The organism is Pandoraea vervacti, from assembly GCF_000934605.2.
Taxonomy (GTDB): Bacteria; Pseudomonadota; Gammaproteobacteria; order Burkholderiales; family Burkholderiaceae; genus Pandoraea; species Pandoraea vervacti.
On the sequence record NZ_CP010897.2, the window covers coordinates 5,471,698 to 5,495,815 of the forward strand.

The window sequence follows — 24,118 nt, forward strand, 5'->3', positions numbered from 1 at the left end:
CGGTGCACGTTACCGATAAGCCGCTGGCGGGCGCGTGGTATACCCGTGTCGCCGCCTGAAAGAAAATCACAACCGTATGAAATAACGTCGTGAACTTAGGCGTTATGCTTGTCTTGGGTCAAGAATGTCGTTTGAAACATACGCTCGACTGGATGCGCTAGGACAAACCCTGATATATTCGGGGTCTTCGCAGAAATCCCCTCAAGCAGGCGAAAACTTCTTGATCCAAATCAAATAGTTACGCATCGCTGTCAACCACGCGAGTGCCCGCCGCGTGTAATTGTGACGAAATGTAAAGTTTGTTAAATTGAATGTGGGTCTCGCCGCGTGGGTTGCGGCACGGGACTTTTTCTCTCAGGGATTTGCCTCCATGCCGTTTCTCGTCGATCCTGCCGCACAGGCTGCGAGACGTCGCGCGTCCATTGACGACGCGTTGCACGCGCGCGCCACGACGCCACAGACTTCGGACATGGTTCAGCCCGCCTGCGAGAACGTGCCCCCGGTGGAGCCGGCCTCACGCCCGGCGCGGACCGCCGCCACGGCGTCGACACGATCGATCGCCCAGTCCGTCGCACGCAGGATTGACGCCGCTCGCGAAGCCGAACGCACGCGACTCGCCCAGGAAATACACGACGGGCTCGGCGCACATCTCACGGCGTTGCAGCTGGTGGTGGCGCGCCTGGCCGATCGCGCGCCGACGAGCGCCGCCGAATGGCAGTCCTTCTGCGCCCAGATCCAAAACGCAGCCAACGCAGCGCGAGACGCCGCCGACCAGCTCGTCGGCCGCAACCGCCCGCCTGCGCTCGACGCCGGCCTGGCCGTATCGCTGCGCGCGTGGGTGCGCGGCTTCGGCGAGCAAAGCGGGCTCACGTGCATCTGGCGCTGCGACGACGTGACGCGCGAGCGCGTTGCGAACCTGACACCCGACGCCGTGCTGGCCTTGTACCGCATTGCGCAGGAAGCCCTCGCCAACGTCGCCCGTCACGCACGCGCCACGCGCGTGGTCGTGGCGCTCGATGGCGGCCATCGCTCACTCAAACTCACGATTTCCGACGACGGTTGCGGGCTGGCCCGCGGCGCACGTCGCAAGCCGGGACATTTCGGATTGGTTGGCATGCGCGAGCGCTGCACGGCGCTCGGCGGCACATTACGAATCGGCAGTGTTCAGGGATCGGGAACGCTCGTGAGTGCACGGCTTCCCTGGCATCAGATCCTGTCTGCCCCGACCGGCCACCATGGTCCGGAATCGCTTGCTCTTCACGGATACGCATCATGACGCTTAGAGTGCTCATCGTCGACGACCACGCCATCGTGCGCCAGGGCGTCCGGCAATTGCTCTCCGATAGCGGGAGTATCGCCGTCATTGGCGAAGCCGACTGCGGCGCGGAAGCGCTGGAGATGACCGACGCCGCGCAATGGGACATCGTTCTGCTCGACATCTCGTTGCCGGACACGAACGGTCTGGAAATTCTCAAGACGTTGCGGCGCAAACATCCGCGTCTGCCGATCATGATCTTCAGCATGTATGGCGAAGGTCAGTTCGCGCTGCGTGCCCTCAAGGCCGGCGCCGCCGGTTATCTGAGCAAGCGCTCGAACGCCCAGCAACTGGTCTCGGCCGTACGGCAGGTGGCCGCGGGCCGCAAGTACGTGAGCCCGATGGTCGCCGAAACCCTGGCCGACTATCTCGGCCCGGACGCCGACCAGCCGCCGCACGAGCGCCTGTCGGACCGCGAATACCAAACGCTGTGCATGATCGGCTCGGGCAAGCGCCTGACGGATATCGCCAACGCACTGTCCCTCTCGGTGAAAACCGTAAGCGTGTATCGCACCCGTTTGCTGGAAAAGATGCGCCTTAACAATAACGCCGAGCTGACGTATTACGTGATGCAGCACGGACTGGTCAGCGCCGAGATGGGGCCGGTCTGCGCCTGAGCGCGTTCGGCACGGATACCGTCACCACATTTCCTGCAAGATTCCCTCGGGAATCATCAGAACTAAGTACTCACTTCGTGGCCCGCCAATGCGGGCCACGCGCATTTTTGAGCTCGACCGACGTCATTGAGAAGAATTTTCACGGCGCCGGAAAATTTTTTTCTGTGCTCGGCGGCCGCCCCCACGACTTGAGAATTGCGGTCCGGCACGCCACAGATCATCCCCACCCCGGCACCTCTCCGAGCCTTACAGGACAAGAATAGGCGGCACATTGCCCCTTTCCTTGACCGATCAACCGTGGAGGAAATTTGTAGACTGGCTTTCTAGCGTTTTTCCGACATCGACCTGCCAAGTCGACGGAAGTGGCGAAAGCATTTTGCAAAGCCACCCTAAATTTTCCCAAAGCGCGTCCGATATCCCCTACAACGGCGGCTTTCGGCGATTGGCTGGTGAGCCAAAGTTACGGCGCTTAAGCCGGAGCCAAATAATTTGGGAAAGGAGTTGCTAAATGGCATCTGTCATCAATACCAATATCTTCTCGCTGGTTGCTCAACGTAACCTGAGCTCGTCGCAAGGCGCGCTGCAAACCTCGATCACGCGTCTGTCGTCGGGTCTGCGCATCAACAGCGCTGCTGACGATGCTGCCGGTCTGGCCATTACCGACCGTATGTCGGCACAGGTCAACGGTCTGACGCAAGCCCAGCGCAACGCCAACGACGGTATCTCGCTGGTGCAAACCGCTGCGGGCGCCCTGTCGTCGATCACCGACAACCTGCAACGCATCCGCACGCTGGCCGTTCAGGCAACCAACGCCACGAACTCGGATTCGGACCGTGCCGCACTGGACCAGGAAGTCCAACAGCGTCTGGCTGAAATCAACCGTACGGCTTCGCAAACCCAGTTCAACGGTCTGTCGGTGCTCAACGGCACGATGGGCGTGGCGAACTTCCAGGTTGGCGCCAACGCCGGCCAGACCATCTCGGTCGACCTGTCGCAAAGCATGACCACGCAAAGCATCGGCGCCGTGGCTCAAGCCAACTCGACGACCAACCCGCTGTCGTTCACGATCGCTGCTGGCGACCTGACGATTCAAGACGGTACGGGCACAGCACAGAACGTTGCCGCCGGCACGTACAACAACGCCAACGAACTGGCTGCCGCCATCAACACGGCCGGCGCCAAGGCAGGCTTCACGGCGAACATCGCTTCGGTGAACTCGTCGGGTCAGCTGGTCATCGCCAACACGGATCCGGGCGCTGGCCTGACCGTCGGCGGTACGGCACAAACGACCCTGGGTCTGCCGGCTACGATCGCCGCAGGCGGTGCAGCGGTCACGTCGACCGGTGTGGCTTCGCAGTTCCAGACCACGCTGTCGACCGGCGACCTGACCTTCACGGTCAACGGCGTTGCCCACGACATCACCGGCACGTTCAAGAACTCGTCGGACCTGGCCACCGCGATCAACTCGGCGAACATCGGCATCAACGCGTTCATCGATACGACCGGCGCAATGCACATCAGCTCGGGCCAGTCGTTCAAGATCTCGTCGACCAACGCTGCCACGCCGAGCACCCTGACGCAGCTCGGCCTGACCGCCGGCACGTACACGACGTCGGGCAGCCTGGCGACCGCAGACGTGACGTCGGTCAACAGCGCCACGTTGATGCTGTCGCAGATCGACGCAGCCATCAACACGGTCGACTCGTTCAACGCAAAGCTGGGTGCTACGCAAAACCGCTTCCAGTCGACGATCTCGAGCCTGTCGACCACGACGCAAAACCTGACGCAGGCGCGTTCGGGCGTGCAAGACACGGACTACGCAGCGGAAACGGCTAACCTGACCCGCTCGCAGATCCTGCAACAAGCCGGTATCTCGATGCTGTCGCAAGCCAACCAGCTGCCGCAGCAAGTGCTCAAGCTCCTCCAGTAATTCCGGAGCTGCACTGAAGTCAAACCGCACGCGCGAGCGTGCGGTCCGCCGGCGGCGTCACTGCATCAAGCGGTGCCGCCGCCTTAAGCTTTACAGACCGACCTGTTGCGGCATGTCGGCAAGGAAGCCCGAGTTCAACAAAGCGAGAGCAGAAAACATGGCAACTTCAACGTCTTCGACTGGCAGCATTTCCTCTCCCGGCATCGGCTCGGGGCTGGACGTCAATGCGCTTGTCACGAGCCTGATGCAGCCAGCGAACAACAAGCTCACGCTGCTGAAGAACCAGGAAACGAGCTACCAGACCAAGCTCTCCGCACTCGGTCAGTTGCAATCCTCGCTCTCCGCGTTCCAGGCGTCGCTGCTGACCCTGTCGAGCGCGTCGCAGTATCTGCAAATGTCGGCCAACGTCGGCGACAACACGATTCTTACCGCATCGAGCGGCACGAGCGCGGCAGCCGGCTCGTACAGCGTCAACGTTTCGCAACTGGCGCAGGCACAGAGCCTGACGACAAGCGGCGTGACCAATCAGACGAGCGCCATCGGCTCCGGCACGGCGACCAAACTGACCTTCTCGTTCGGCACCATCACCGGCGGCACGCTCACCGACGGTGTCTATTCCGGCGCAGGCTTCACGGCCAACGCCTCGCAACAACCGGTGACGATCACCATCGACAGCAGCAACAACTCGCTGCAAGGCATTCGCGACGCGATCAACGCGTCCGGCGCGCCGGTCAATGCCACGATCGTCAACGACGGCAGTAACACGCCGTACCGCCTCGTGCTTACGTCGAAGACGACGGGCGAGGCGATGAGCATGAACATCAGCGCGGCCGCCGGCGGCGATGCAACGGTCGCCAACATGCTGACCTACGACGCGACCGGCACGCAGAACCTGACGCAGACGGCGGCCGGGCAAAACGCCAAGCTCACCGTCAACGGTCTTGCGATCACCAGCGCCACGAACACCGTCCAGAATGCCGTGCAGGGTCTGACGCTGTCGCTCGCCAAGGCAGGCACGACCACCGTCACCCTGAGCAACAACACCAGCGCGGTCACCTCGGCGGTACAAAGCTTTGCCACGGCGTACAACACGCTGCAAAGCACGATGAGCTCGCTCACCAAGTACGATCCGACGGGTCAGGCGACCGGCGCACTGATCGGCGACTCGACGGTGAACCTGGTGCAAACGCAGCTGCAAACGATTCTGAACGGCCGCCTGCCGGGTGTGCAGGGCAACGGCCTGACGTCGCTCGCCCAGATTGGCGTGAACTTCCAGAACGACGGCACGCTGACGGTCGACACCACCGCGCTGAACAAGGCGATGACGACGGGCAACGGCTTCCAGCAACTGGCCTCGCTGCTCGCGACCAACGGCATCAGCAGCGACAGTCTGGTGACGTACAACGGCTCGTCGAGCAAGACGCAGCCGGGCAACTACGCCGTGAACATCACGCAGGCGGCCACGCAGGGCACCGCGACCGGCTCCGTCACGTTGCCTGCGAGCACCACGATCACGGCCGGGAACAATCAACTGAACATCACGCTCGACGGCAACAATGCCAGCGTGGTGATCCCTGCCGGCACTTACACGGCGGACCAGCTCGCCACGGCCATTCAGTCGGCGATCAACGGCAACAGCGTGTTCTCTGCCGCAGGGTCGGCCGTGGGCGTCGCCCAGAAAAGCGGCATTCTGACCATCACGTCCAACCGCTACGGGTCGGCCTCGCGCGTTCAGGTCACCGGCGGCTCCGCTTTCGATGCGGTGTTCGGCACCAACACGCTCAAGACGGGCGTCGATGTCCAAGGTACGATCGGCGGCATGCTGGCCGTCGGCTCCGGTCAAACGCTCACGGGCGGCGCCGGGACGGCCGTCGACGGCCTGAAGCTCACGATCGGCGGCACGGCCACGGGCAGTCGCGGCACGGTGGCGTTCTCACAGGGCTATGCGTCGCTGCTCAATAACCAGGTGACGGATTTCCTCGGCGCCACGGGCGCCATTTCGAGCGCGAAGACGAGTCTGAACAGCACGATCAAGCAGATCCAGCAACAGGAGAGCGACTGGCAGGACCAGATGACGCAGATGCAGAGCCGCTATCTCGCGCAGTTCACGGCACTCGACGCGACCATGGCCAAGCTGCAGAACACGAGCGACTACCTCAAGCAGGTGCTGGGCGGATCGTCTTCGTCGTCTTCGTCGTCGAAGTAATCGCAGCAGGTACGCAACGCACATCGGCCACGCGCTTCGGAGAAAGTCATGTACGGTCAAAACGCCGCCAACGCGTATCGCAAGGTCGGTCTCGAAACGGGCGTGATCGCCGCCAGCCCGCATCAGCTCATCGTGATGCTCTTCGACGGCGCGAAGGCCGCGCTCACCAAGGCGCGCGTGCATTTCGAAGACGGCCGCATCGCCGAACGCGGTCAGGCCATCTCGAAAGCCATCGAGATCATCGGTGGGTTGCGCGATGGCCTGAATATGGAAGTCGGTGGGGAACTGTCTCGCAATTTGCGTGATCTCTACGACTACATGGGGCGACGTCTGCTCGAAGCGAATCTTGAGAACGACGTGGCCAAGGTACAAGAAGTCGACACCCTGCTCGACACCATTGCATCGGCCTGGCGAGCGATCGCGCCGAGCACCGGCACGGGTGCCCCCGCCGTTCAGGCGGGCACCGGAGTGCGCTATGAATGAAGCGACGACCTTGCTGAACTGCTACGAAAGTATTGCCGGCCTCACGGAGCGCATGCTCGGCGTGGCGCGCGACGGCGACTGGGATGCCCTGATCGACCTTGAGTCGCAGTATCGTGCGCAGGTCGATGCGATCAAGCAGCTCGACGCCGATCTGCCGCTCTCGGAAGACGAGCGCTCGCGCAAGCACGCCATCATTCGCCGCATTCTGGCCGACGACGCTGCCATTCGCGATCTCGCGGTTCCTCATCTGGCGCACCTCGACGCCATGATCAACAGCACGCGCCGTCAACGTGCCCTGCACGAAGTCTACGGCCTGAACCTGGGCGCCTGACGCGCGCTGCGCGTCACATCGTCCGCATCTCGGAGTAAGGCATGGCCGGTCTCGACTCGGTTCTGGCCACGACACTCGCCCGGCGGCTCGACTCGTTGCTCGGCATTGGGCAAGGTGTCGCTTCGACGACCGCGCCCACCGCGATAGCCGGTTCGCAACCTGCCGGCGACGCGACCGCCGCGCTTGGCGATCTCGCGACCCGAACGTCGCCGACGGCCGCAGCGCCCGGCAACGCAACACCGCAAAGCGCCGCCCGGACACCCACGCCGATTCAGCAGGCAACGCTCTCCGCTGCTGCGCGCACCATCGACACGATCCTGCGTATCGCCCCCGAATCGCCCGGTCCCGTACAGGCCAGCGCGCCGGTGTGGCCCGCTGCGCCCGGCACCGGCGCGCCGGCGTTGGCGCCGCTCGTCGCCGCTGCGCTCAAGGAAGCCTTGTCCACGAGCGGGCTTTTCTACGAATCGCATCTGTCGCAATGGGCCTCGGGCAGTCGTTCGTTCGAGCAATTGCAGGCGGAGCCACAGTTGCGCTGGCCGGCGTCTGCCAATCTCGCTGCGCAATTGCGTGCAGCCGGCGCCGACGCCACGCTACCCGGGCCCGGGCCGCTCGCCCGTCTGCTCGGCCCGGCCGGGGGCGAAGCCGCACTGGCGACGGGCTGGCCAACGCTCACGCCGTCGGCTCTGGCGGCTTCGACATTGCCGACGGCAACGCCCACTCCGTCAGCCGCCCCGACCGCCCAGTCCGGCACACCGGCGCAGCTCGGAACGACGGACGGCGCCGATGGCGGACTTCGGGCAAGCGCGAACCTTCCGAATACCGCAAATGCACTGGCCCATGCGGCGAGCGTGGCGCATACGACGAGCAACGTGCTGCCGTCCGGTCATGACGGCGGCGACGGCTCGCTGGCGGCAGGCGGGACAGCAACGGCGGCGCAGCCGCATGGCGCCGCCGCTGCGATGGCGGCCGTGGCGAACACCCCGGCGGAGAGCGTGACGCTGGTGCGTCAGCAGCTCGACATGCTCGTCAATCCCCAGTTTCAGTGGAACGGCATGGCGTGGCCCGGTGCACCCATGGAGTGGCAGGTCGAGGAACGCCCCGGGCAGCCGGCCCCGGGAGAGGCTGCGGCGCCAACGACCTGGCATACGCATTTGCGTTTGACCCTGCCGTCGCTGGGCACTGTCGACGTCACGCTCGGCTTGTCGGGGCAGCAATTGCAGGCCCGTTTGCTGGCCGACTCGACCGACGCCACGCAAGCGCTGTCCAACGAGGGCGAGGATTTGCGTCAGCGGCTGGCGGCGGTCGGCCTCATTGCGAGTCAGTTGTCGTTCGGTGCGCTGGGTTCGCTGGATGAAGGAGGCGCCTTCGCAGGCGCCGCCCCGATGCCGCAGGTCGGGAGCGAGGGTGCGCTAAATTCACCCTCGTCCGACACCGAGACTGCCGAACTGCCCGCGCCTGTGAATGGACCCACGCCGACGACCGGGGGTGACGCATGACGTTGCCACCGGAGCGCCGCACGGCGGTCGCATTGGCCTATGGCGCGAAGGACTCGGCGCCTCGCGTAGTGGCCAAGGGTTACGGCCTGCTCGCCGAGACTATCGTGCGCACCGCGCGCGAGCATGGCCTGTACGTGCACGAGTCGCCGGAACTGGTGAGTCTGCTGATGCAGGTCGATCTCGACCAGCGCATTCCGGCGCAGTTGTATCAGGCGGTCGCCGAACTGCTGGCCTGGCTTTACAAACTCGAAGCGGGTCGCGGCGGCAACCCGCCACCACTGCCGCCGGGCATCGTTGCACCGGAAGCGCCGACCGACGCCGCCGGCCCCGCCACCCCTCCCTCCCCAACGCCGTCCGCCTGACACCGCAGACGCTAGGTCATGCAATGCACGCGAGACGCGTGTATCGCGTGAACCGTCCGATTTCCGTGATTGGTCGTTCGCTCGCCTGATTCGTCGGAAGCCCACCATTGAAAGTATCTGCGGCGGTTCTCGCGGCGACGCATCCGCTCGCCTCGCGCACGAAGCAAGGGATGCCAATAGCATGTCTTCTTTCGCCACGTGTTGCAGCGTACATCCGCGCACGTCCCTTGCTTACCCTTTCGATCTCGTCAAAAAATGGACGGAAAACTAAGCCCATTCAATCCCGGCGCAGGCACTGTGCCTCCGGTCCTATCCGGACGCAATGACACACGAGAGGAAGTGCGAATCTGCATCGATCGGCTTCTAAACGGACGTCACGCCAACGGGCAATTGCTCGTTGGCCTCCGAGGCGTGGGTAAGACAGTACTTCTTGAGCGGTTGCTATATGACGCTGAGCAGCAAGGCGCGATTACGGTTCATCTCGAAGCCCCGGAGGTGAAGTCGCTGCCGGCCTCCATCGCACCCGCCATACGAATCGCTTTACTACGTATAAACCAAGTTCAAATGGCGAAAGACGCGGTAGTTCGCGGACTGCGCGCACTTTCCGGCTTCGTCGCCGGACTGAGAGTCAAATATGGCGACATTGAGGTGGGTCTGGATTACCCGCCGGAGCCGGGGCTGGCAGATTGTGGCGACCTTGAGCTTGACCTGTGCACCCTCCTTGTCGAGGCCGGACGTGCGGCGCGTTTGGCGCGCACTGCCCTCGTGATCTTCATTGACGAGTTCCAGGGGATGCCCCAGCAGCAGTTGTCGTCACTGCTTTACGCGCTTCATCGTTGTACTCAGCATCAATTGCCCATCATGCTTGTCGCCGCTGGTTTGCCGCCGTTGATCAAGAAAGTCGGCGACGCCAAGTCTTACGCGGAACGCATGTTCGAGATTCACGACATCGGCCCGCTCGCCGACATCGATGCCCGGAACGCCATCGCAATCCCCGCCGAGCGGGAAGGCGTCCTGATTTCATCTGACGCACTGGACGAAATCGTTGCACAGACCGGTGCCTATCCGTACTTCCTTCAGCAATGGGGGAAGCTTGCATGGAGGGCCGCCAACGAAAGCCCGATTACGTATGAGCACGTCAGACAGATATCGACTTCTGCGATTGAGGCGCTGGACAAGAATTTCTACCGACTTCGCTTCCAACGTCTGACATTCCTGGAGCGGCGCTATCTACGTGTTATGGCAGAAATTGGGGCGGGCCCTCACGACGTGAACACCGTTGCGAAGCAGTTCGGTGAACCAGCGGAGGTCACGGAACCCATCCGGGAAGCATTGGTGGCCAAGGGCATGCTCCACGAGTCACTGATTGGAGAAACGGAATTCAGCGTGCCGCGCTTCCATGAATTTCTGAAGCGAATCATGCCTGAGTTGACGCCAGCGGACGCGGCCTAGTGGATTCACGCAGCGCACCAAACACAGCAGGTACAAAAAAGGTTCATCGTGGAAAACCGTGGAGGTTTTCAAGGCAATTGATAATCTGACGCCAATAGAGACGGTGTTCGGAGGAGCAATTGCTAGATCGAAAAGCGCTGGAAGCCCTCGGTTGCTGGACGGGATACCGAGTTGAGCGAGTGGAGTGGCCTTCGCAGGACAGTCGGACACTGTCGTTGTATCTGAAGCCATTAAGCCGAGTGATGCTGTGCGAGCAATGCGGCAAGCGTTGCTCGCAGATCCACGAGACGACGGTGCGCCGGGTTCGGGATCTTCCCTTGTTTGAATATCGAGTGGTGCTGCATGTGCCGCGTCGTCGGCTTTGGTGCGAGCACTGTGGTGGCCCGAGGCTGGAGAAATTGGACTGGCTCGGGCGCTACCAACGGGTCACAGCGCGCTTTGCCAAGGCCTGTGAAATTCTGCTCAAGTCGACCAATGTCCAGGCCGTTGCAGCGTTCTACGGTTTGGATTGGCATACCGTTAAAGCGATCGACAAAGCGAGTTTGCGAGCAAGCATCGCCGAGCCGGATTGGACACAGGTTCGATATTTGGCGATGGACGAATTCGCTCTGCACAAGGGCCACCGTTACGCCACGGTGGTGGTCGAGCCGCTCAGTCGGCAGGTGCTATGGATTGGGAATGGCCGTTCGCGTGAAACTGCCCGAGCCTTCTTTGACCAGCTTCCCGAGGGCGTTGCAGAGCATATCGAGGCTGTTGCCATCGATATGACAACGGCCTACGAGTTGGAAATCAAGGCGAACTGCCCGCAAGCCGAAATCGTCTACGACTTGTTCCATGTCGTTGCCAAATACGGACGCGAAGTGATCGACCGGGTCCGAGTCGATCAGGCCAACCGACTCCGAGATGACCGGCCAGCACGCAAAGTCCTCAAATCAAGCCGCTGGCTGCTCTTACGCAATCAAAAGAATCTACGGCCGGAACAGTCCGTGCACCTGAGTGAGCTGCTGCAAGCCAACCAGCCTCTGTTGTGCGTCTATTTGCTACGAGACGAACTCAAGCGACTGTGGTTCTACCGAAAGCCAGCTTGGGCGCAAAAGGCATGGGAGCAGTGGATTACTCAAGCCAACGACAGCGGTATCGCTGCGCTGAAACTATTTGCGCAGCGCCTGCAAGGCTATTGGCACGGCATCCTGGCCCGCTGCCGACACCCACTTAACACCAGCGTCGTTGAAGGCATCAACAACACCATCAAGGTCATCAAGCGCCGGGCATACGGCTACCGTGACGAGGAATATTTCTTCCTCAAAATCCGCGCAGCTTTCCCCGGCAATCCACGATGAACCACAAAAAAGCCCCGTCGTCGGACGGGGCTTCTCGCAGAACCGATGCAGTCGACGAACGACTCGGCATCAGACCTGCATATTCATCACGGTGGTGTAGGCCGAAACGAGCTTGTTGCGCACCTGAACACTCATCTGGAAGCCGATGTTGGCTTTCTGCAGGTCGACCATGACATCGTTGAGCGCCACTCCCGGCTCGCCCATTTCGAACGCGCGGGCCTGTGCTTCCGCACCGTTTTGCGACGCCGATACACGCTTGAGCGACGCTTCGAGTTCGGCGGCGAACCCGCCTGTCTTCGACATGGCGCCCGCGCCGGCACTGGTCGTGCCAATGATCGAGCCCGCCGCCTGCGCCGCAACGCCGCCCAGCTTTTGCAGTACCGATTCGATTCCCGGAATGGCCATGATGCTTGTCCTTGCTCGTGTCGATGACGCCACCGGCCCCCTATGCATTCGCACGAGGCACGCCGGTTTGCCTTTTATCAGTCACGTCGGAGCTTACCACCGCCTGACAAGCCCTCAATAGCCTAATTAACGGTAAAAGACCCGCCTAATCCTCGAAACGATTCCACATTCGCCAACGAATAATCAGGACCATCGGCATCGTGCGCACCATGACCGAGTGTCTTACCAATCCTTAATACCCCAAGGATGCGCGCACGACGCCACGCGTATCCGGAGAATTCTGTCGCATGTTAGTGAGCACTTCCACCGCGATGACCGTCATGTCAATGCCTCTGGCGTGGAGCCGCGCATGAATGCCGCCACCCAGACGGCTGACGTCGCCGCCAAGCCGCCCCTGCTCGCGCAGTTGCGCTCCCGCGAGCGCCTGCCATTGCTCATTGGCGGCGCGGCCATCGTCGCATTGCTGATCGCCGTCTTCCTGTGGAGCCGCGCCCCCGATTACAAGGTGCTGTACAGCAACCTGGGCGATCGCGATGGTGGCGCCATCATCACCTCGCTCCAGCAGATGAACGTGCCGTACAAGTTCGCCGAGGGCGGCGGCGCCATTCTGGTGCCCGCCGAACAGGTGCACGACGTGCGTCTGCGTCTGGCGTCCCAAGGCCTGCCCAAGGGCGGTCTGGTCGGCTTCGAACTGATGGACAACCAGAAGTTCGGCATCAGCCAGTTCGCCGAACAGGTCAACTACCAGCGCGCCCTCGAAGGGGAACTCGCGCGCTCGGTCGAATCGCTCTCCGCCGTGCAGGCCGCACGCGTGCATCTGGCCATTCCGAAGCCCTCGGTGTTCGTGCGCGAACAGCAAAAGCCGAGCGCCTCGGTGCTCGTCACGCTCTATCCGGGCCGCGTGCTCGATGACGCACAGGTCAGCGCCATCGTGCATATGGTCGCGTCGAGCGTGCCGGAGCTGCCGGTCAAGAACGTGACCGTCCTCGATCAGAACGGCAATCTGCTCTCCGCCCAAAGCGGCAATGCCCTGGGGCTCGACGCCAGCCAGCTCAAATACGTTCGCGAGCTCGAACAGTCGTACGCACGCCGCATCGAAGCGATCCTGAATCCGATCGTCGGCCCCGGTAACGTGCACGCGCAGGTGACGGCCGACGTGGATTTCAACCAGGTCGAACAGACCTCGGAGAACTACAAGCCGAACGCGGGCGAGCAGGCGGTGCGCAGCCAGCAAAGCAGCGAAGCGTCGCAGATCGGCGCCAACGCCGCAGGCGGCGTGCCGGGCGCGCTGTCGAACCAGCCGCCGGGACAGGCCACCGCGCCGATCACGCAGCAGCAGCAGTTCGCCCAGCAAGGCGCCGCGACGCCGGGGGCGGCGAGCGCACCGCAAGGTCCGCGCAGCGATCGCAAGGACGCCACGGTCAACTACGAAGTCGATCGCACGATCCGCCACGTGCAGCAAGCCACCGGTGGCCTCAAGCGCCTGTCGGCAGCCATTGTCGTGAACTATCGTCCTGGCACCGACGCGAAGGGCAAGCCCGCCATGGTGGCGCTCACGCAGGCGCAACTCGACCAGATTCAGAACCTGTCCAAGGAAGCCATCGGCTTCTCCGGGCAGCGCGGCGACACGATCAACATCGTCAACAGCGCGTTCACAGTCGAAACCGATCCGGAAGCCAACCTGCCGTGGTGGCGTCAGCGTCAGAACATCGAACTGGCCAAGCAAGTCGGCAAGTGGGCGCTTATCGGCCTGATCGGTCTGTATCTGTGGTTCGGTGTGATTCGTCCGGCCATTCGCAAGCACCTGACACCGCCCCCGCCGGCCGAACCGTCGCTGGCGAGTGCAGGGGGCGCTGCCGGCGCCGCCGCAGGTACCGAGGGCGCCGAAGGCGAAGATGCCGACGGCGAAGCCGGCAAGCGAGGCGAACTGAGCGCCTACGAACGTAATTTGCAGTACGCACGCCAAGTGGCGCGACAGGATCCGAAGATCGTGGCAACGGTAGTCAAAGCATGGGTGGGTGGTGGCGATGAGCGCGGCTGAGGGACTCCAACGCAGCGCCATCCTCCTGATGTCGCTGGGCGAAGACGAAGCGGCCGAGGTCTTCAAGTACCTCGCGCCACGCGAAGTGCAGAAGCTCGGCGCGGCCATGGCCTCGCTGCGGCAAGTCACGCGCGACCAGATCGCCGACGTGCTGCAGGACTTCGTGCTCGAAGCCGAACAGCACTCGGCGCTCTCGCTCGATTCGTCCGAATACATCCGCTCGGTACTCAACAAGGCGCTGGGCAACGACAAGGCCGCCGGCCTGATCGAGCGCATTCTGCAGGGCGGCGACACCAGCGGCATCGAGGGCCTGAAGTGGATGGATTCCACGGCCGTCGCCGAACTGATTCGCCACGAACACCCGCAGATCATTGCGACGATCCTCGTGCACCTCGACCGCGATCAGGCGTCGGAAGTGCTCGCGCTCTTCACCGAACGTCTGCGTAACGACGTGGTGTTGCGTATCGCCACGCTCGACGGCATTCAGCCCGCCGCGCTTCGCGAATTGAACGACGTGCTGACCAAGCTCCTCTCGGGCAGCGAGAACATCAAGCGCAGCCCGATGGGCGGCGTGCGCACGGCGGCGGAAATTCTCAATTATCTGGGCGGCGTGCACGAAGAATCGGTCATCGAAGCCGTGCGCAATTACGACTCGGACCTCGCGGCGAAAATCGTCGAAGAAATGTTCGTGTTCGAGAACCTGCTCGACGTGGAAGACCGCAGCATCCAGGTGTTGCTCAAGGAAATCGAGTCCGAGTCGCTCATCATCGCGCTCAAGGGCGCCCCCTCCGAACTGCGCGAAAAGTTCTTCAAGAACATGTCGGCCCGCGCGGCCGAACTGTTGCGCGAAGACCTGGAGTCGCGCGGCCCGGTACGTGTCTCGGAAGTGGAAGCCGAACAGAAGAAGGTGCTGCAAGTGGTGCGGCGCCTGGCCGATCAGGGCGCCATCATGATCGGCGGCCGCGGCGACGACGCGTACGTGTAACGAAACGGGGCCCGCGCGCATGTCGACCATCATTCCGAAAGAACGCCTCTCCGCCTGGCAACGCTGGGAGATGGCGTCGTTCGATCCGCCGCCGCCCCCGCCACCGCCGGAACCTGCACCGCCCAACCCGCTCGACGATCCCGCGCTGGTGCAGCAGATCGCCAAATGGCGCGAAGAAGCGCGCGCCGAAGGGCATGCACAAGGCTACGCTGCCGGACATGCCGAAGGTTATGCCGCCGGTCAGGCCGCCGGAAAACACGAAGTCGATACGCGCGCTGCGCAACTCGCCGACATCGCACATGGTTTCGGCGACGCGGTGAACGCCATCGACCGCGAGGTCGCCGAACCGCTGCTCGGCCTCGCGCTCGACATCGCACGTCAGGCCTTGCACCAGACGCTCTCGATCCACCCGGAAACGCTGCTGCCGATCGTGCGCGACCTGCTGACCAACGATCCGCTCACGGGCTCCCCGCGCCTGCTGCTCAATCCGGAAGACGTCGAACTCGTCGAGTCCCATGTCGGTGCGGAGTTACGCGCCGCTGGCTGGACCGTGCGTGCCGACCCGTCGATCGGGCGCGGCGGGTGCAAGGCCGAAGCCGCCAGCGGCGAAGTCGACGCCACCGTCGCCACCCGCTGGCAGCGCGTGATGGCCGCCCTCGGCAAGGATCTGCCGTGGTGAACGCCGAACTCACTCCCCTCACCGCACATGCGCCGGTGCTGCACAGCACCGAGAACACGCATGCGCCGGCAGCGCCGGCCACACCGGCGCCGGCCAACGACGGCACCACGCCTTCGGTGCGGCTGTGGGATGAGATCGACACGAACGCGCACACGGCGCAGGCCGGGGCGTTGCAGCCCGACGATCATGACGATCAAGACGAAGCGCCCGTTGCCTCCGGCGACGACGACGCGGCCCGTCAAACGCAGCATGCCAACGGCGGTGACGGAGGCAACGAAGGCGCCGAAAGCGCTGCCAGCGCGCCCAAGCCCACCGGCCACGCCGCGCACAATGCACTGAATGCGCGCGAAATTTCGCGTGACGCGCATCTGCGCCGTTGGCAGAACACGCTGCGCGAGCGCATTGCGCACGTGCATGCCGTCGAACCAACGCGCCGCTGCGGTCGTCTCACGCGCGCGGCCGGTCTGGTCCTCGAAGCCGTGGGCCTGCGTTTGCCGGTCGGCGCCGGTTGCCTGATCGAATTACCCGTGCATGACGCGTCGCGCGAACCCGCTACCGCGGAAGCCGAAGTCGTCGGCTTCGGGGGCGACCGCCTGTTCCTCATGCCGCAGACCGAGGTGGCGGGCCTGCTGCCCGGCGCACGCGTGTTTCCGATGGAACCTGCGGCCGACGGCCCGCTGCCGTCGCAACGTCACAATGGCAAGCGCCTGCCCGTGGGCGAAGCGCTGCTCGGCCGTGTGGTGGACGCCGCCGGTCGCCCGCTGGACGACTTCGGCCCGCTCGGCATGACCGACAGCGCCTCGCTCGCCTCGGTGCCGATCAACCCGCTGGGTCGCGCACCGATCGAATCCGTACTCGACGTCGGTGTGCGCGCCATCAACTCGCTGCTCACCGTGGGACGCGGCCAGCGCATGGGTCTGTTCGCCGGCTCCGGCGTGGGCAAGAGCGTGCTGCTCGGCATGATGGCCCGCTTCACGCAAGCCGAAGTCATCGTCGTCGGGCTGATCGGCGAGCGTGGCCGCGAAGTGAAGGACTTCATCGAGAACATTCTCGGGCCGGACGGTCTGGCGCGCTCCGTCGTCGTGGCGGCGCCGGCCGACGTCTCGCCACTGCTGCGCCTGCAAGGCGCGGCCTACGCCACCACGCTCGCCGAGTACTTTCGCGATCAGGGCAAGGACGTGCTGCTGATCATGGATTCGCTCACGCGCTACGCCATGGCACAACGCGAAATCGCGCTGGCCATCGGCGAGCCGCCTGCCACGAAGGGCTATCCGCCGTCGGTGTTTGCCAAGCTCCCGGCGCTCGTCGAGCGCGCCGGCAACGGCCCGGACGGCGGCGGCTCGATCACGGCGTTCTACACCGTGCTCACGGAAGGCGACGACCAGCAGGACCCCATTGCCGACTCGGCACGCGCCATTCTCGACGGCCACATCGTGCTCTCGCGTCAGCTCGCCGAGTCGGGTCACTACCCCGCCATCGACATCGAGCAATCGATCAGCCGTGCGATGGCCGCGCTCATCGACGACGGCCAGTTCGATACGGTGCGCCGCTTCAAGCAAATGCTCTCCCGATACCAGCGCAATCGCGACCTCATCAATGTGGGCGCGTACGCCCCGGGCAGCGACCCGATGCTCGATCAGGCGATCGAGCTCTATCCCCGTCTCGAAGCGTTCCTGCAGCAGGGCATGCGCGAGCGGGCCAGTTATCCGGACGCCGTGCAGCAGTTGCGCGGGCTGTTCCACTAACCGGAGGCGGCCATGAATTCCACCCTGCCCCTCAAGTTGCTCATCGAACTCGCGCAAAAGGACGTGGACGAAGCCGCGCGCCTGCTTGGCGAGCGTCAGACGCAACGCGCCGAAGTCGAGCGTCAGCTCGAAGCGCTGCGCCAGTATCGCCACGAGTACCGCACGCGCATGCAGACGGCGACGGTTCAGGGCATGGCAGGGTGCGACTGGCGCAACTTCCAGCAATTCATCGATACGCTCGACACTGCCATCGGACAGCAGGCCATGCTGCTCCAGCAAGCGGAAGAGCGCCTGGCGGCCGCGCGCCGCGAATGGCAGGCCCAGCAGCGCCGCCTGAACTCCTTCGGCACGCTCGCCTCGCGCGACGCCGCTCGCACCGCCGTGCGCGTCGCACGTCGCGAGCAGAAGGAAAACGACGAGTACGCCGCGCGCAGTCTGCGCCGTCGTGCCGAGTCCCCGATTTAAAGGAATAGGTGAGCCCACTATGTCGATTCTGAGCTTCCTGACCGATGCCGCCGGTGCTGCCGGCGCTGCCACACAGGCCGTGAGCGGCAACAATCGCGCCGGTTCGTCGAACGGCGACGACAGCAGCGCACTGCCCTTCGCCGCCGTGCTCTCGCAGCAAACGCGTCAGACCGCGCAGCCCGCCGCCGCCACGAACAACAACGCCGCGCAGGGCACCCAGACGAGTTCGTCCGACGCTTCGAACAGCACCAAATCGACCAAATCGACCGATAGCGCGTCGACGAGCCAGACGACGCAGGCGGGCCAAAGCGGTCAAAGCGCCCAAAACAGCCAAAGCGGCCAGACCAACCAAACGAACGCTTCGAAAACCTCCTCGAAGTCGAACGCCGACGACGGCAAGGACGACGAGGAGGAAACGCAGGCAGCTGCCGCCCCGGGCGATCCGGCCGCAGCGCTTGCCGTCGCGCTCGCCGCCATGAACAACGCACCGCTCCAGGTCACGGCACCCGCCCCGACCACGGCGAACGCGGACGCGACCGTCACCGACGGCAAGCCCGGCGTCGGCGCCGCCATCACGGCCGCAGTAACGGGAGCCATGCAGGCCGCAGGCGCAGCACAACTGACGGGGCAGCCGCCGGTCGGCGCCGGCACCGCCGAAGCCGACGCCAAGGGAACGACCACCGCCACGGCGGGTACGCCGGTCAAGGGCACGGTCACGCCGGCCGCATCGACGACCACCCCGACGGGTGGCATCTCGCTCGACGCGCTGGCCAAGCATGCCGCCGCGACCCCGTCACCCACAACCGCTCAACCGGTGGCGACGGACGCGAAGGCCACCCCGCCGGTCGCAGCCACCGACGCGCAGAACGCACAACGCATGGCCGATGCGCTCGCACAGGCGCAGGGCCAGCGCGACGCGGTCTCGCAAGCCGCTGCCACAGCGACACAGGCGGCCCAGGCCGCTGCACAGGCAGCGCAAACGTCAACGCCTGCCGTCGACGCCTCGCCGCAACTGCAAGCGCAGGTCAATCTGCCCGCCGCGCTCGCCCTGAACGCGCGCGTGGGTACGCAGGACTGGAACCATCAGCTCTCGCAACAAGTGGTGTGGCTGTCCAGCGCTCATGCCCAAACGGCGCAGCTGAGCCTGAACCCGCCGGATCTCGGCCCGCTGCACGTGGTGCTGAACGTGGCGAACGATTCGGCGCAGGCGATGTTCGTCTCGCAACACGCCGCCGTGCGCGACGCGGTGCAGGCCGCGCTGCCGCAGTTGCGCGAAAGCCTGGCCAATAACGGCATCGCGCTGGGCAACGCCACCGTGAGCAGCGACAGCTCGCAGCAACAAGCCTTCGCTCAACAAGGCGCGAACGGCAACGGCGCCGGGAACGGTACCGGCAATGGCAATGCACGCGGCACGCCAGGCTTCGGCCAGAGCGCCGACGAGGGCGCCATTGCCGCCACCGTGACCGTGCCTGTGCGCGCGAGCAACGGCTTCGTGGACACGTTTGCGTAAGTCAGCCTGAGATGCCTGAAGTCGCGACACCCGTCGCGGCGCCGGTCGCGGCACCCTAAAGCAAGCGGGTTTTTCTGCCGTTAAGACAAAGACGCGAGTTAGACGCGATTGTCCCTTCTTTTCGGTCGATCACCCGTTGGCGGGTTGGCCGACAATCACTACCCAATAGCAGGCGAATACATGGCAAATCCCGCACCGACACAAGCCGCGGCTCCCCCCGGAGGGGGCATGCGCAAATGGATTCTGTTGATCGTGGCGGTGGCGCTCATGGCAGCGGCCGGCGCCGCAACGGCCGTGTATTTGCTGACCGGACGTCACGAAACGGCAAAAGCACCGCCGCCGCCCCCGCCGCCCGTGTTCGTGAGCATGGACGCGTTCACGGTGAATCTTTCGGGCGAAGATGGCGAGCGCTACCTGCACATCGGCCTCTCGCTCAAGGTGGCGGATGCCGAAACGCAGGCCCGCATTACGCAGCACATGCCCGAAGTGCGTAGTCGAGTGTTGTTGTTGCTGTCGTCGAAGCAGCCGCAGGACCTCGCCTCCATCGATGGCAAGCGCCGTCTGGCAAGCGAGATCCGTTCGTTGGTCGCGCAGCCGTTCGCCGCCAACATGCCGCAGCAAGCCGTGGGCGACGTCCTGTTCACCGCGTTTGTAATTCAGTGAGTGATTCATGGCGCATGAGGAGTTCCTGTCGCAGGAAGAAGTCGATGCCCTTCTGAAGGGTGTCACCGGCGAACAGGATGACCGGTCCGATTCGGAAGATCATTCCGGCATCCGGCCATACAACATCGCGACGCAAGAGCGCATCGTGCGCGGGCGCATGCCCACGCTCGAAATCATCAACGACCGCTTCTCGCGACTATTCCGTATTGCGCTGTTCAACTTCATGCGCCGCAGCGCCGAAATCTCGGTGAGCCCGGTGCGCGTGCAGAAGTACAGCGAGTTCATTCGCAATCTGCCCGTCCCGACCAACCTCAATCTGGTCCACATCAAACCGCTGCGCGGCACGGCGCTGTTCGTGTTCGATCCGAACCTCGTGTTTCTCGTGGTGGACAACCTGTTCGGCGGCGACGGCCGGTTCCATACCCGCGTCGAAGGACGCGACTTCACGCAGACCGAACAGCGCATCATTGCGCGCCTGCTCGATCTGGTGTTCGAGAACTACGGCGCGTCGTGGAAACCGGTGTATCCGGTCGAATTCGAATACGTGCGCGCCGAAATGCACACGCAGTTCGCGAACGTTGCCACGCCCAACGAGGTCGTGGTCACGACCACGTTCGACATCGAGTTCGGCTCGGTCGGCGGCGAATTCCACATCTGCATGCCGTACTCGATGATCGAGCCCATGCGCGACCAGCTCTCGAGCCCGTTGCAGGGCGAGACGCTGGAAGTCGACAAGCGCTGGGTGCGGCTGCTCTCGCAGCAAGTGCAGGCCGCCGACGTGGAGATCGTGACGAACCTCGCGCAGGTCGACATGACGCTCTCGCAGTTGCTCAACATGCGCGTGGGCGACGTGATTCCGCTCGACGTGCCCGAGGTGCTCGAAGCCAAGGTCGACGGCGTGCCCGTGATGCACTGCAATTACGGCGTCTTCAACGGTCAATACGCGCTGCGCGTGAACCAGATGATCAACCATTCGCACAGCGATTACACGAAGGACAACGAGTGATGAGCGATACCCCTCAAACGCCCGGTGACGACGCCCAGGCCATGGCGGACGAGTGGGCCAGTGCCATGGCAGAGCAGACCGCTGCCGAGCCGGCGGCTGCCGCACCGCAACCCGCTTTCGCCCAGACGGCCCCGGCCGCCCCCGTGTTTCAGCCGCTCGCGGCCACGGCCGGCAATCCCGCAACGGCCACGCACAACGACATCGATCTGATTCTCGACATCCCGGTCCAGATGACCGTGGAGCTGGGCCGCACCAAGATCGCCATCAAGAACCTGCTGCAACTCGCTCAGGGCTCCGTGGTGGAACTCGACGGCATGGCTGGCGAGCCGATGGACGTGCTGGTCAACGGTTGCCTCATCGCGCAGGGGGAAGTCGTGGTCGTGAACGACAAGTTCGGCATCCGCCTGACTGATATCATCACGCCATCCGAACGCATCCGTAAGCTCAACCGATGATTGCAACGAAAGTCCGCGGCATGCCCGTGCGGCGTGCTGCGGCAAGCGCCGCCACGGCGCCCGCCTCTGCTCGCGCCATGCACTGCGTGGCGCATCGTCTGTCCCGTTCGCCGATCTCCCCGATCTCCGCACCGATCCGCCCGACCAGTCTGGCTGGCGTGACCGGCGTGGCGCTTGGCTGGCTTTGCGCGTCCAGTGCCTACGCCCAAGGCGCGGCCTCGCAGGCCGCGGCGGTCCCGAGTCTTGGCGGCGCAGGCATCGTCCAGACGGGCTTCGGCCTGGTTCTGGTGCTCGCGCTGCTGTTCGGGCTGGCCTGGCTCGCGAAGCGCTTCGGCCTGCAACGCCCGCTTGGCGGGGGCAACGTGCGCATCGTGGGAAGCGCGGCCGTCGGCCAGCGCGAACGTGTGGTGGTGGTGGAGGTCGCCGGCGACTGGGTGGTGCTCGGCGTGGCGCCCGGCCAGGTGCGCAGCCTGCATGTCATCGACGCGGACCGGGTCGCCGACCTGCCTGCCGCGCCGACCGTCGCCCAGCCGGGTGCGCAGGCCAATCGCGCCGCGCAAGCTTTTGCGCAAAAGTTGCGCGAGTCCATGAAGAAGGATTCCTGATGTCGCGCGGCGGTGTGTCGTCTGCCCGCTTTGCTGCACGCAAGGCCGGTCTGTCCCTGAGCCTGGCCCTCGGTCTGGCGCTTGCATGCCTCGTCTGTCTGGCATTGCCCGGCACCGCCCTGGCGCAGGCGACGCTGCCCGCCTTCACCACGACACCGGCGCCCGGCGGCGGACAGACCTATTCGCTGTCCGTGCAGACGATGCTGCTGCTCACGTCGCTGGGCTTCCTGCCCGCGATGTTGCTCATGATGACCGCCTTCACGCGCATCATCATCGTGCTCTCGCTGCTGCGTCATGCCATCGGCGTGACGACCTCGCCGCCGAACCAGATCCTGATCGGGCTGGCGCTGTTTCTGACGTTCTTCGTCATGTCGCCCGTGTTCGATCAGGTCTACGCCAACGCCTACCAGCCGTTCGCTGCGAACAAGATCAGTTTCGAGCAGGCCGTCGATACCGGCGCCAAGCCGTTCCACGCGTTCATGCTCAAGCAGACGCGCGAAGCCGACCTCGCCCTCTTCGCCAAGCTCGCCAAGACGCCGCCCATGAATGGCCCCGAAGATGTGCCAATGCGCATTCTCGTGCCGGCCTTTGCGACGAGCGAGCTGAAAACCGCGTTCCAGATCGGCTTCACGATCTTCATTCCGTTCCTCATCATCGATCTGGTGGTCGCCAGCGTGCTGATGGCCATGGGCATGATGATGGTGTCGCCGTCCACGGTCTCGCTGCCCTTCAAGCTCATGTTGTTCGTGGTGGTCGACGGCTGGCAATTGCTGCTGGGCTCGCTCGCCCAGAGCTTCACGATGTAGCGCGGAGGCGACCGACATGACTCCGGAAACCGTCATGGCGCTGGCGCATCAGGCAATGCAGGTCTGCCTGCTGCTCGCCGCACCGCTGCTGATCGTCGCGCTCGTGTCCGGCCTGTTGGTGAGCCTGTTTCAGGCCGCCACGCAGATCAACGAAATGACGCTGTCGTTCATCCCCAAGCTGCTCGCCGTGTTCATTACGCTGGTGGTCGCCGGTCCGTGGATGCTCAATCTCATGGTCGACTACATGCGTCAGTTGCTCACCGGCATTCCCGGCCTCGTCGGGTAAGCCGTCTCGACCTTGATCAGTTTCACCTACGATCAGCTCTCCGGCGTCATTGCGACGTTCCTCTACCCGTTCGTGCGTCTGCTCGCGCTGTCGATGACCGCCCCGCTTTTCGGCGACTCGCGTGTGCCCGGCACGGTGAAGATCGGGCTCGCGGGGATCGTCGCGCTCACCCTCGCACCGGTGATCGCGCCGGCGCCCGCCGTCTCCCCCTTCTCGTGGGAGGGGCTGTGGATCCTCACGCAGCAGATGATGATCGGCGCAGCGCTCGGCTGGTGCATGCAGATCGTGTTCTCCGCCGTGAGCATGGCGGGCGACTTCGTAGGTCTGCAAATGGGTCTGTCCTTCGCCACGCTGCTCAACCCCAACGCCGACGGCAGCACCGCCGTGCTCGGCATGCTGCTCAACGTGGTCATCATGCTCGTGTTCCTCGCGACCAACGGGCATCTGGTCATGTACGCCACGCTGGTCCAGAGCTTCGCCGTGTTGCCGATATCGAGCACGCCGCTGTCCGTGGGTGGATGGCATTATCTGGCCATGCTGGGCGGCCAGTTGTTCACGCTGGCGCTCATGTTGTCATTGCCGCTCGTTGCCGCCCTGCTGATCTGCAATCTGGCGCTGGGCATTCTGAATCGCGCGGCCCCGCAGCTGAACATCTTCGCCGTGGGTTTTCCGCTGACGCTGGGCGTCGGTCTGGTGGTGCTCGAACTGATGATGCCGCGCATCGCACCGGTCATGGACCATTTCAACGCCATCGGCATCGACATGATGGTCCGGGCAACTGCGGCTTTCGCGCCGAAGCCCTGAGCGACGCCGCTTCGTCGTATTTTTCCGGTTTCGACGACGGCTTTGTCGATCAATTCGCCAACATTCTCGCGGGCTTGCCCGCGAGATCACGCGCCCAAAACGAAACAGGCCACCCGAGGTGGCCCGTTCGT

24 protein-coding genes are annotated in these 24,118 nt (G+C 64.1%); 23 read left to right on the forward strand and 1 reads right to left on the reverse strand.

Features of this window, described 5'->3' with window-relative positions; genetic code table 11:
- Positions 1-370 precede the first annotated feature (370 nt).
- The 10 genes from UC34_RS23870 to UC34_RS23915 all read left to right on the forward strand — a co-directional run bounded on the left by UC34_RS23870 (position 371) and on the right by UC34_RS23915 (position 11,532).
- Entirely contained in the window at positions 371-1,276 is a 906-nt protein-coding gene (locus UC34_RS23870; protein ID WP_052811222.1) for a sensor histidine kinase, read from the forward strand.
- Positions 1,273-1,932: a response regulator gene (locus UC34_RS23875; protein ID WP_010807699.1), complete on the forward strand. Its 660-nt coding sequence runs from the start codon at positions 1,273-1,275 to the stop codon at positions 1,930-1,932. The genes UC34_RS23870 and UC34_RS23875 overlap by 4 nt, the downstream gene beginning before the upstream one ends.
- Positions 1,933-2,440: 508 nt before the next feature.
- A complete protein-coding gene (locus UC34_RS23880) occupies positions 2,441-3,862 on the forward strand; it encodes a flagellin N-terminal helical domain-containing protein (protein WP_044457449.1) in 1,422 nt (473 codons plus the stop codon).
- A gap of 157 nt (positions 3,863-4,019) precedes the next feature.
- Positions 4,020-6,068: a flagellar filament capping protein FliD gene (fliD, locus tag UC34_RS23885; protein ID WP_044457450.1), complete on the forward strand. Its 2,049-nt coding sequence runs from the start codon at positions 4,020-4,022 to the stop codon at positions 6,066-6,068.
- Positions 6,069-6,116: 48 nt separating this feature from the next.
- The gene (gene fliS, locus UC34_RS23890) at positions 6,117-6,551 is read left to right on the forward strand and encodes a flagellar export chaperone FliS (protein ID WP_044457451.1); all 435 of its coding nucleotides are present in this window, start codon (positions 6,117-6,119) and stop codon (positions 6,549-6,551) included.
- Positions 6,544-6,882, forward strand: coding sequence for a flagellar protein FliT (locus UC34_RS23895; protein WP_044457452.1), 339 nt, complete (start codon positions 6,544-6,546; stop codon positions 6,880-6,882). Before fliS ends, UC34_RS23895 begins: the two co-directional genes overlap by 8 nt.
- A gap of 41 nt (positions 6,883-6,923) precedes the next feature.
- A complete protein-coding gene (fliK, locus tag UC34_RS23900; RefSeq protein WP_044457453.1) occupies positions 6,924-8,378 on the forward strand; it encodes a flagellar hook-length control protein FliK in 1,455 nt (484 codons plus the stop codon).
- Complete coding sequence (locus UC34_RS23905) at positions 8,375-8,740, forward strand: EscU/YscU/HrcU family type III secretion system export apparatus switch protein (RefSeq protein ID WP_044457454.1); 366 nt, start codon at positions 8,375-8,377, stop codon at positions 8,738-8,740. Before fliK ends, UC34_RS23905 begins: the two co-directional genes overlap by 4 nt.
- Before the next feature lie 255 nt (positions 8,741-8,995).
- Positions 8,996-10,192, forward strand: a complete 1,197-nt coding sequence (locus UC34_RS23910; protein ID WP_044457455.1) for an ATP-binding protein — start codon at positions 8,996-8,998, stop codon at positions 10,190-10,192.
- Positions 10,193-10,311: 119 nt separating this feature from the next.
- The gene (locus UC34_RS23915) at positions 10,312-11,532 is read left to right on the forward strand and encodes an ISL3 family transposase (protein WP_044453341.1); all 1,221 of its coding nucleotides are present in this window, start codon (positions 10,312-10,314) and stop codon (positions 11,530-11,532) included.
- A gap of 69 nt (positions 11,533-11,601) precedes the next feature.
- Here UC34_RS23915 and fliE read toward each other — a convergent pair whose 3' ends face one another.
- Entirely contained in the window at positions 11,602-11,937 is a 336-nt protein-coding gene (gene fliE, locus UC34_RS23920) for a flagellar hook-basal body complex protein FliE (RefSeq protein WP_044457456.1), read from the reverse strand.
- Positions 11,938-12,286: 349 nt separating this feature from the next.
- Between fliE and fliF the strand changes: the two genes are divergently transcribed.
- The 13 genes from fliF to fliR all read left to right on the forward strand — a co-directional run bounded on the left by fliF (position 12,287) and on the right by fliR (position 23,987).
- Entirely contained in the window at positions 12,287-13,978 is a 1,692-nt protein-coding gene (gene fliF / locus UC34_RS23925; RefSeq protein WP_044457457.1) for a flagellar basal-body MS-ring/collar protein FliF, read from the forward strand.
- Positions 13,965-14,963 carry a flagellar motor switch protein FliG gene (gene fliG / locus UC34_RS23930; protein WP_072617532.1) on the forward strand — a complete coding sequence of 333 codons (999 nt, stop codon included), beginning with the start codon at positions 13,965-13,967 and terminating at the stop codon, positions 14,961-14,963. The genes fliF and fliG overlap by 14 nt, the downstream gene beginning before the upstream one ends.
- 19 nt (positions 14,964-14,982) lie before the next feature.
- The gene (gene fliH, locus UC34_RS23935) at positions 14,983-15,642 is read left to right on the forward strand and encodes a flagellar assembly protein FliH (RefSeq protein ID WP_044457458.1); all 660 of its coding nucleotides are present in this window, start codon (positions 14,983-14,985) and stop codon (positions 15,640-15,642) included.
- A gap of 368 nt (positions 15,643-16,010) precedes the next feature.
- On the forward strand, positions 16,011-17,387 hold the full coding sequence (fliI, locus tag UC34_RS23940; RefSeq protein ID WP_269466248.1) for a flagellar protein export ATPase FliI: 1,377 nt from the start codon (positions 16,011-16,013) through the stop codon (positions 17,385-17,387).
- 12 nt (positions 17,388-17,399) lie between these two features.
- Positions 17,400-17,852 carry a flagellar export protein FliJ gene (gene fliJ, locus UC34_RS23945; RefSeq protein WP_044457459.1) on the forward strand — a complete coding sequence of 151 codons (453 nt, stop codon included), beginning with the start codon at positions 17,400-17,402 and terminating at the stop codon, positions 17,850-17,852.
- Between the two features lie 19 nt (positions 17,853-17,871).
- Positions 17,872-19,362 (forward strand): flagellar hook-length control protein FliK, encoded by a 1,491-nt coding sequence (locus UC34_RS23950; protein ID WP_052811224.1) that lies wholly within the window; start codon positions 17,872-17,874, stop codon positions 19,360-19,362.
- Positions 19,363-19,590: 228 nt separating this feature from the next.
- A complete protein-coding gene (fliL, locus tag UC34_RS23955) occupies positions 19,591-20,025 on the forward strand; it encodes a flagellar basal body-associated protein FliL (RefSeq protein ID WP_237165189.1) in 435 nt (144 codons plus the stop codon).
- Between the two features lie 7 nt (positions 20,026-20,032).
- Entirely contained in the window at positions 20,033-21,031 is a 999-nt protein-coding gene (gene fliM / locus UC34_RS23960; RefSeq protein ID WP_044457461.1) for a flagellar motor switch protein FliM, read from the forward strand.
- Positions 21,031-21,486 (forward strand): flagellar motor switch protein FliN, encoded by a 456-nt coding sequence (fliN, locus tag UC34_RS23965; protein WP_044457462.1) that lies wholly within the window; start codon positions 21,031-21,033, stop codon positions 21,484-21,486. Before fliM ends, fliN begins: the two co-directional genes overlap by 1 nt.
- A gap of 20 nt (positions 21,487-21,506) precedes the next feature.
- Positions 21,507-22,091, forward strand: coding sequence for a flagellar biosynthetic protein FliO (fliO, locus tag UC34_RS23970; protein WP_237165190.1), 585 nt, complete (start codon positions 21,507-21,509; stop codon positions 22,089-22,091).
- A complete protein-coding gene (fliP, locus tag UC34_RS23975) occupies positions 22,091-22,897 on the forward strand; it encodes a flagellar type III secretion system pore protein FliP (protein WP_072617533.1) in 807 nt (268 codons plus the stop codon). Before fliO ends, fliP begins: the two co-directional genes overlap by 1 nt.
- Before the next feature lie 16 nt (positions 22,898-22,913).
- On the forward strand, positions 22,914-23,183 hold the full coding sequence (gene fliQ, locus UC34_RS23980; protein WP_039394013.1) for a flagellar biosynthesis protein FliQ: 270 nt from the start codon (positions 22,914-22,916) through the stop codon (positions 23,181-23,183).
- A gap of 12 nt (positions 23,184-23,195) precedes the next feature.
- The gene (gene fliR / locus UC34_RS23985) at positions 23,196-23,987 is read left to right on the forward strand and encodes a flagellar biosynthetic protein FliR (RefSeq protein ID WP_044457463.1); all 792 of its coding nucleotides are present in this window, start codon (positions 23,196-23,198) and stop codon (positions 23,985-23,987) included.
- Positions 23,988-24,118 lie beyond the last annotated feature (131 nt).

Excerpts from the sequence above, each read along its gene's own strand:
- UC34_RS23910 (WP_044457455.1), top strand. The coding sequence starts at position 8,996 with ATGGACGGAAAACTAAGCCCATTCAATCCCGGCGCAGGCACTGTGCCT.
- UC34_RS23895 (WP_044457452.1), top strand. The coding sequence starts at position 6,544 with ATGAATGAAGCGACGACCTTGCTGAACTGCTACGAAAGTATTGCCGGC.
- fliF (WP_044457457.1), top strand. The coding sequence starts at position 12,287 with ATGAATGCCGCCACCCAGACGGCTGACGTCGCCGCCAAGCCGCCCCTG.
- UC34_RS23870 (WP_052811222.1), top strand. The coding sequence starts at position 371 with ATGCCGTTTCTCGTCGATCCTGCCGCACAGGCTGCGAGACGTCGCGCG.
- fliH (WP_044457458.1), top strand. The coding sequence starts at position 14,983 with ATGTCGACCATCATTCCGAAAGAACGCCTCTCCGCCTGGCAACGCTGG.
- fliS (WP_044457451.1), top strand. The coding sequence starts at position 6,117 with ATGTACGGTCAAAACGCCGCCAACGCGTATCGCAAGGTCGGTCTCGAA.
- UC34_RS23905 (WP_044457454.1), top strand. The coding sequence starts at position 8,375 with ATGACGTTGCCACCGGAGCGCCGCACGGCGGTCGCATTGGCCTATGGC.
- fliN (WP_044457462.1), top strand. The coding sequence starts at position 21,031 with ATGAGCGATACCCCTCAAACGCCCGGTGACGACGCCCAGGCCATGGCG.
- fliD (WP_044457450.1), top strand. The coding sequence starts at position 4,020 with ATGGCAACTTCAACGTCTTCGACTGGCAGCATTTCCTCTCCCGGCATC.
- UC34_RS23875 (WP_010807699.1), top strand. The coding sequence starts at position 1,273 with ATGACGCTTAGAGTGCTCATCGTCGACGACCACGCCATCGTGCGCCAG.
- fliM (WP_044457461.1), top strand. The coding sequence starts at position 20,033 with ATGGCGCATGAGGAGTTCCTGTCGCAGGAAGAAGTCGATGCCCTTCTG.
- fliJ (WP_044457459.1), top strand. The coding sequence starts at position 17,400 with ATGAATTCCACCCTGCCCCTCAAGTTGCTCATCGAACTCGCGCAAAAG.
- fliL (WP_237165189.1), top strand. The coding sequence starts at position 19,591 with ATGCGCAAATGGATTCTGTTGATCGTGGCGGTGGCGCTCATGGCAGCG.
- fliP (WP_072617533.1), top strand. The coding sequence starts at position 22,091 with ATGTCGCGCGGCGGTGTGTCGTCTGCCCGCTTTGCTGCACGCAAGGCC.
- fliO (WP_237165190.1), top strand. The coding sequence starts at position 21,507 with ATGCCCGTGCGGCGTGCTGCGGCAAGCGCCGCCACGGCGCCCGCCTCT.
- fliG (WP_072617532.1), top strand. The coding sequence starts at position 13,965 with ATGAGCGCGGCTGAGGGACTCCAACGCAGCGCCATCCTCCTGATGTCG.
- UC34_RS23950 (WP_052811224.1), top strand. The coding sequence starts at position 17,872 with ATGTCGATTCTGAGCTTCCTGACCGATGCCGCCGGTGCTGCCGGCGCT.
- UC34_RS23880 (WP_044457449.1), top strand. The coding sequence starts at position 2,441 with ATGGCATCTGTCATCAATACCAATATCTTCTCGCTGGTTGCTCAACGT.
- fliK (WP_044457453.1), top strand. The coding sequence starts at position 6,924 with ATGGCCGGTCTCGACTCGGTTCTGGCCACGACACTCGCCCGGCGGCTC.
- fliE (WP_044457456.1), bottom strand. The coding sequence starts at position 11,937 with ATGGCCATTCCGGGAATCGAATCGGTACTGCAAAAGCTGGGCGGCGTT.
- fliQ (WP_039394013.1), top strand. The coding sequence starts at position 22,914 with ATGACTCCGGAAACCGTCATGGCGCTGGCGCATCAGGCAATGCAGGTC.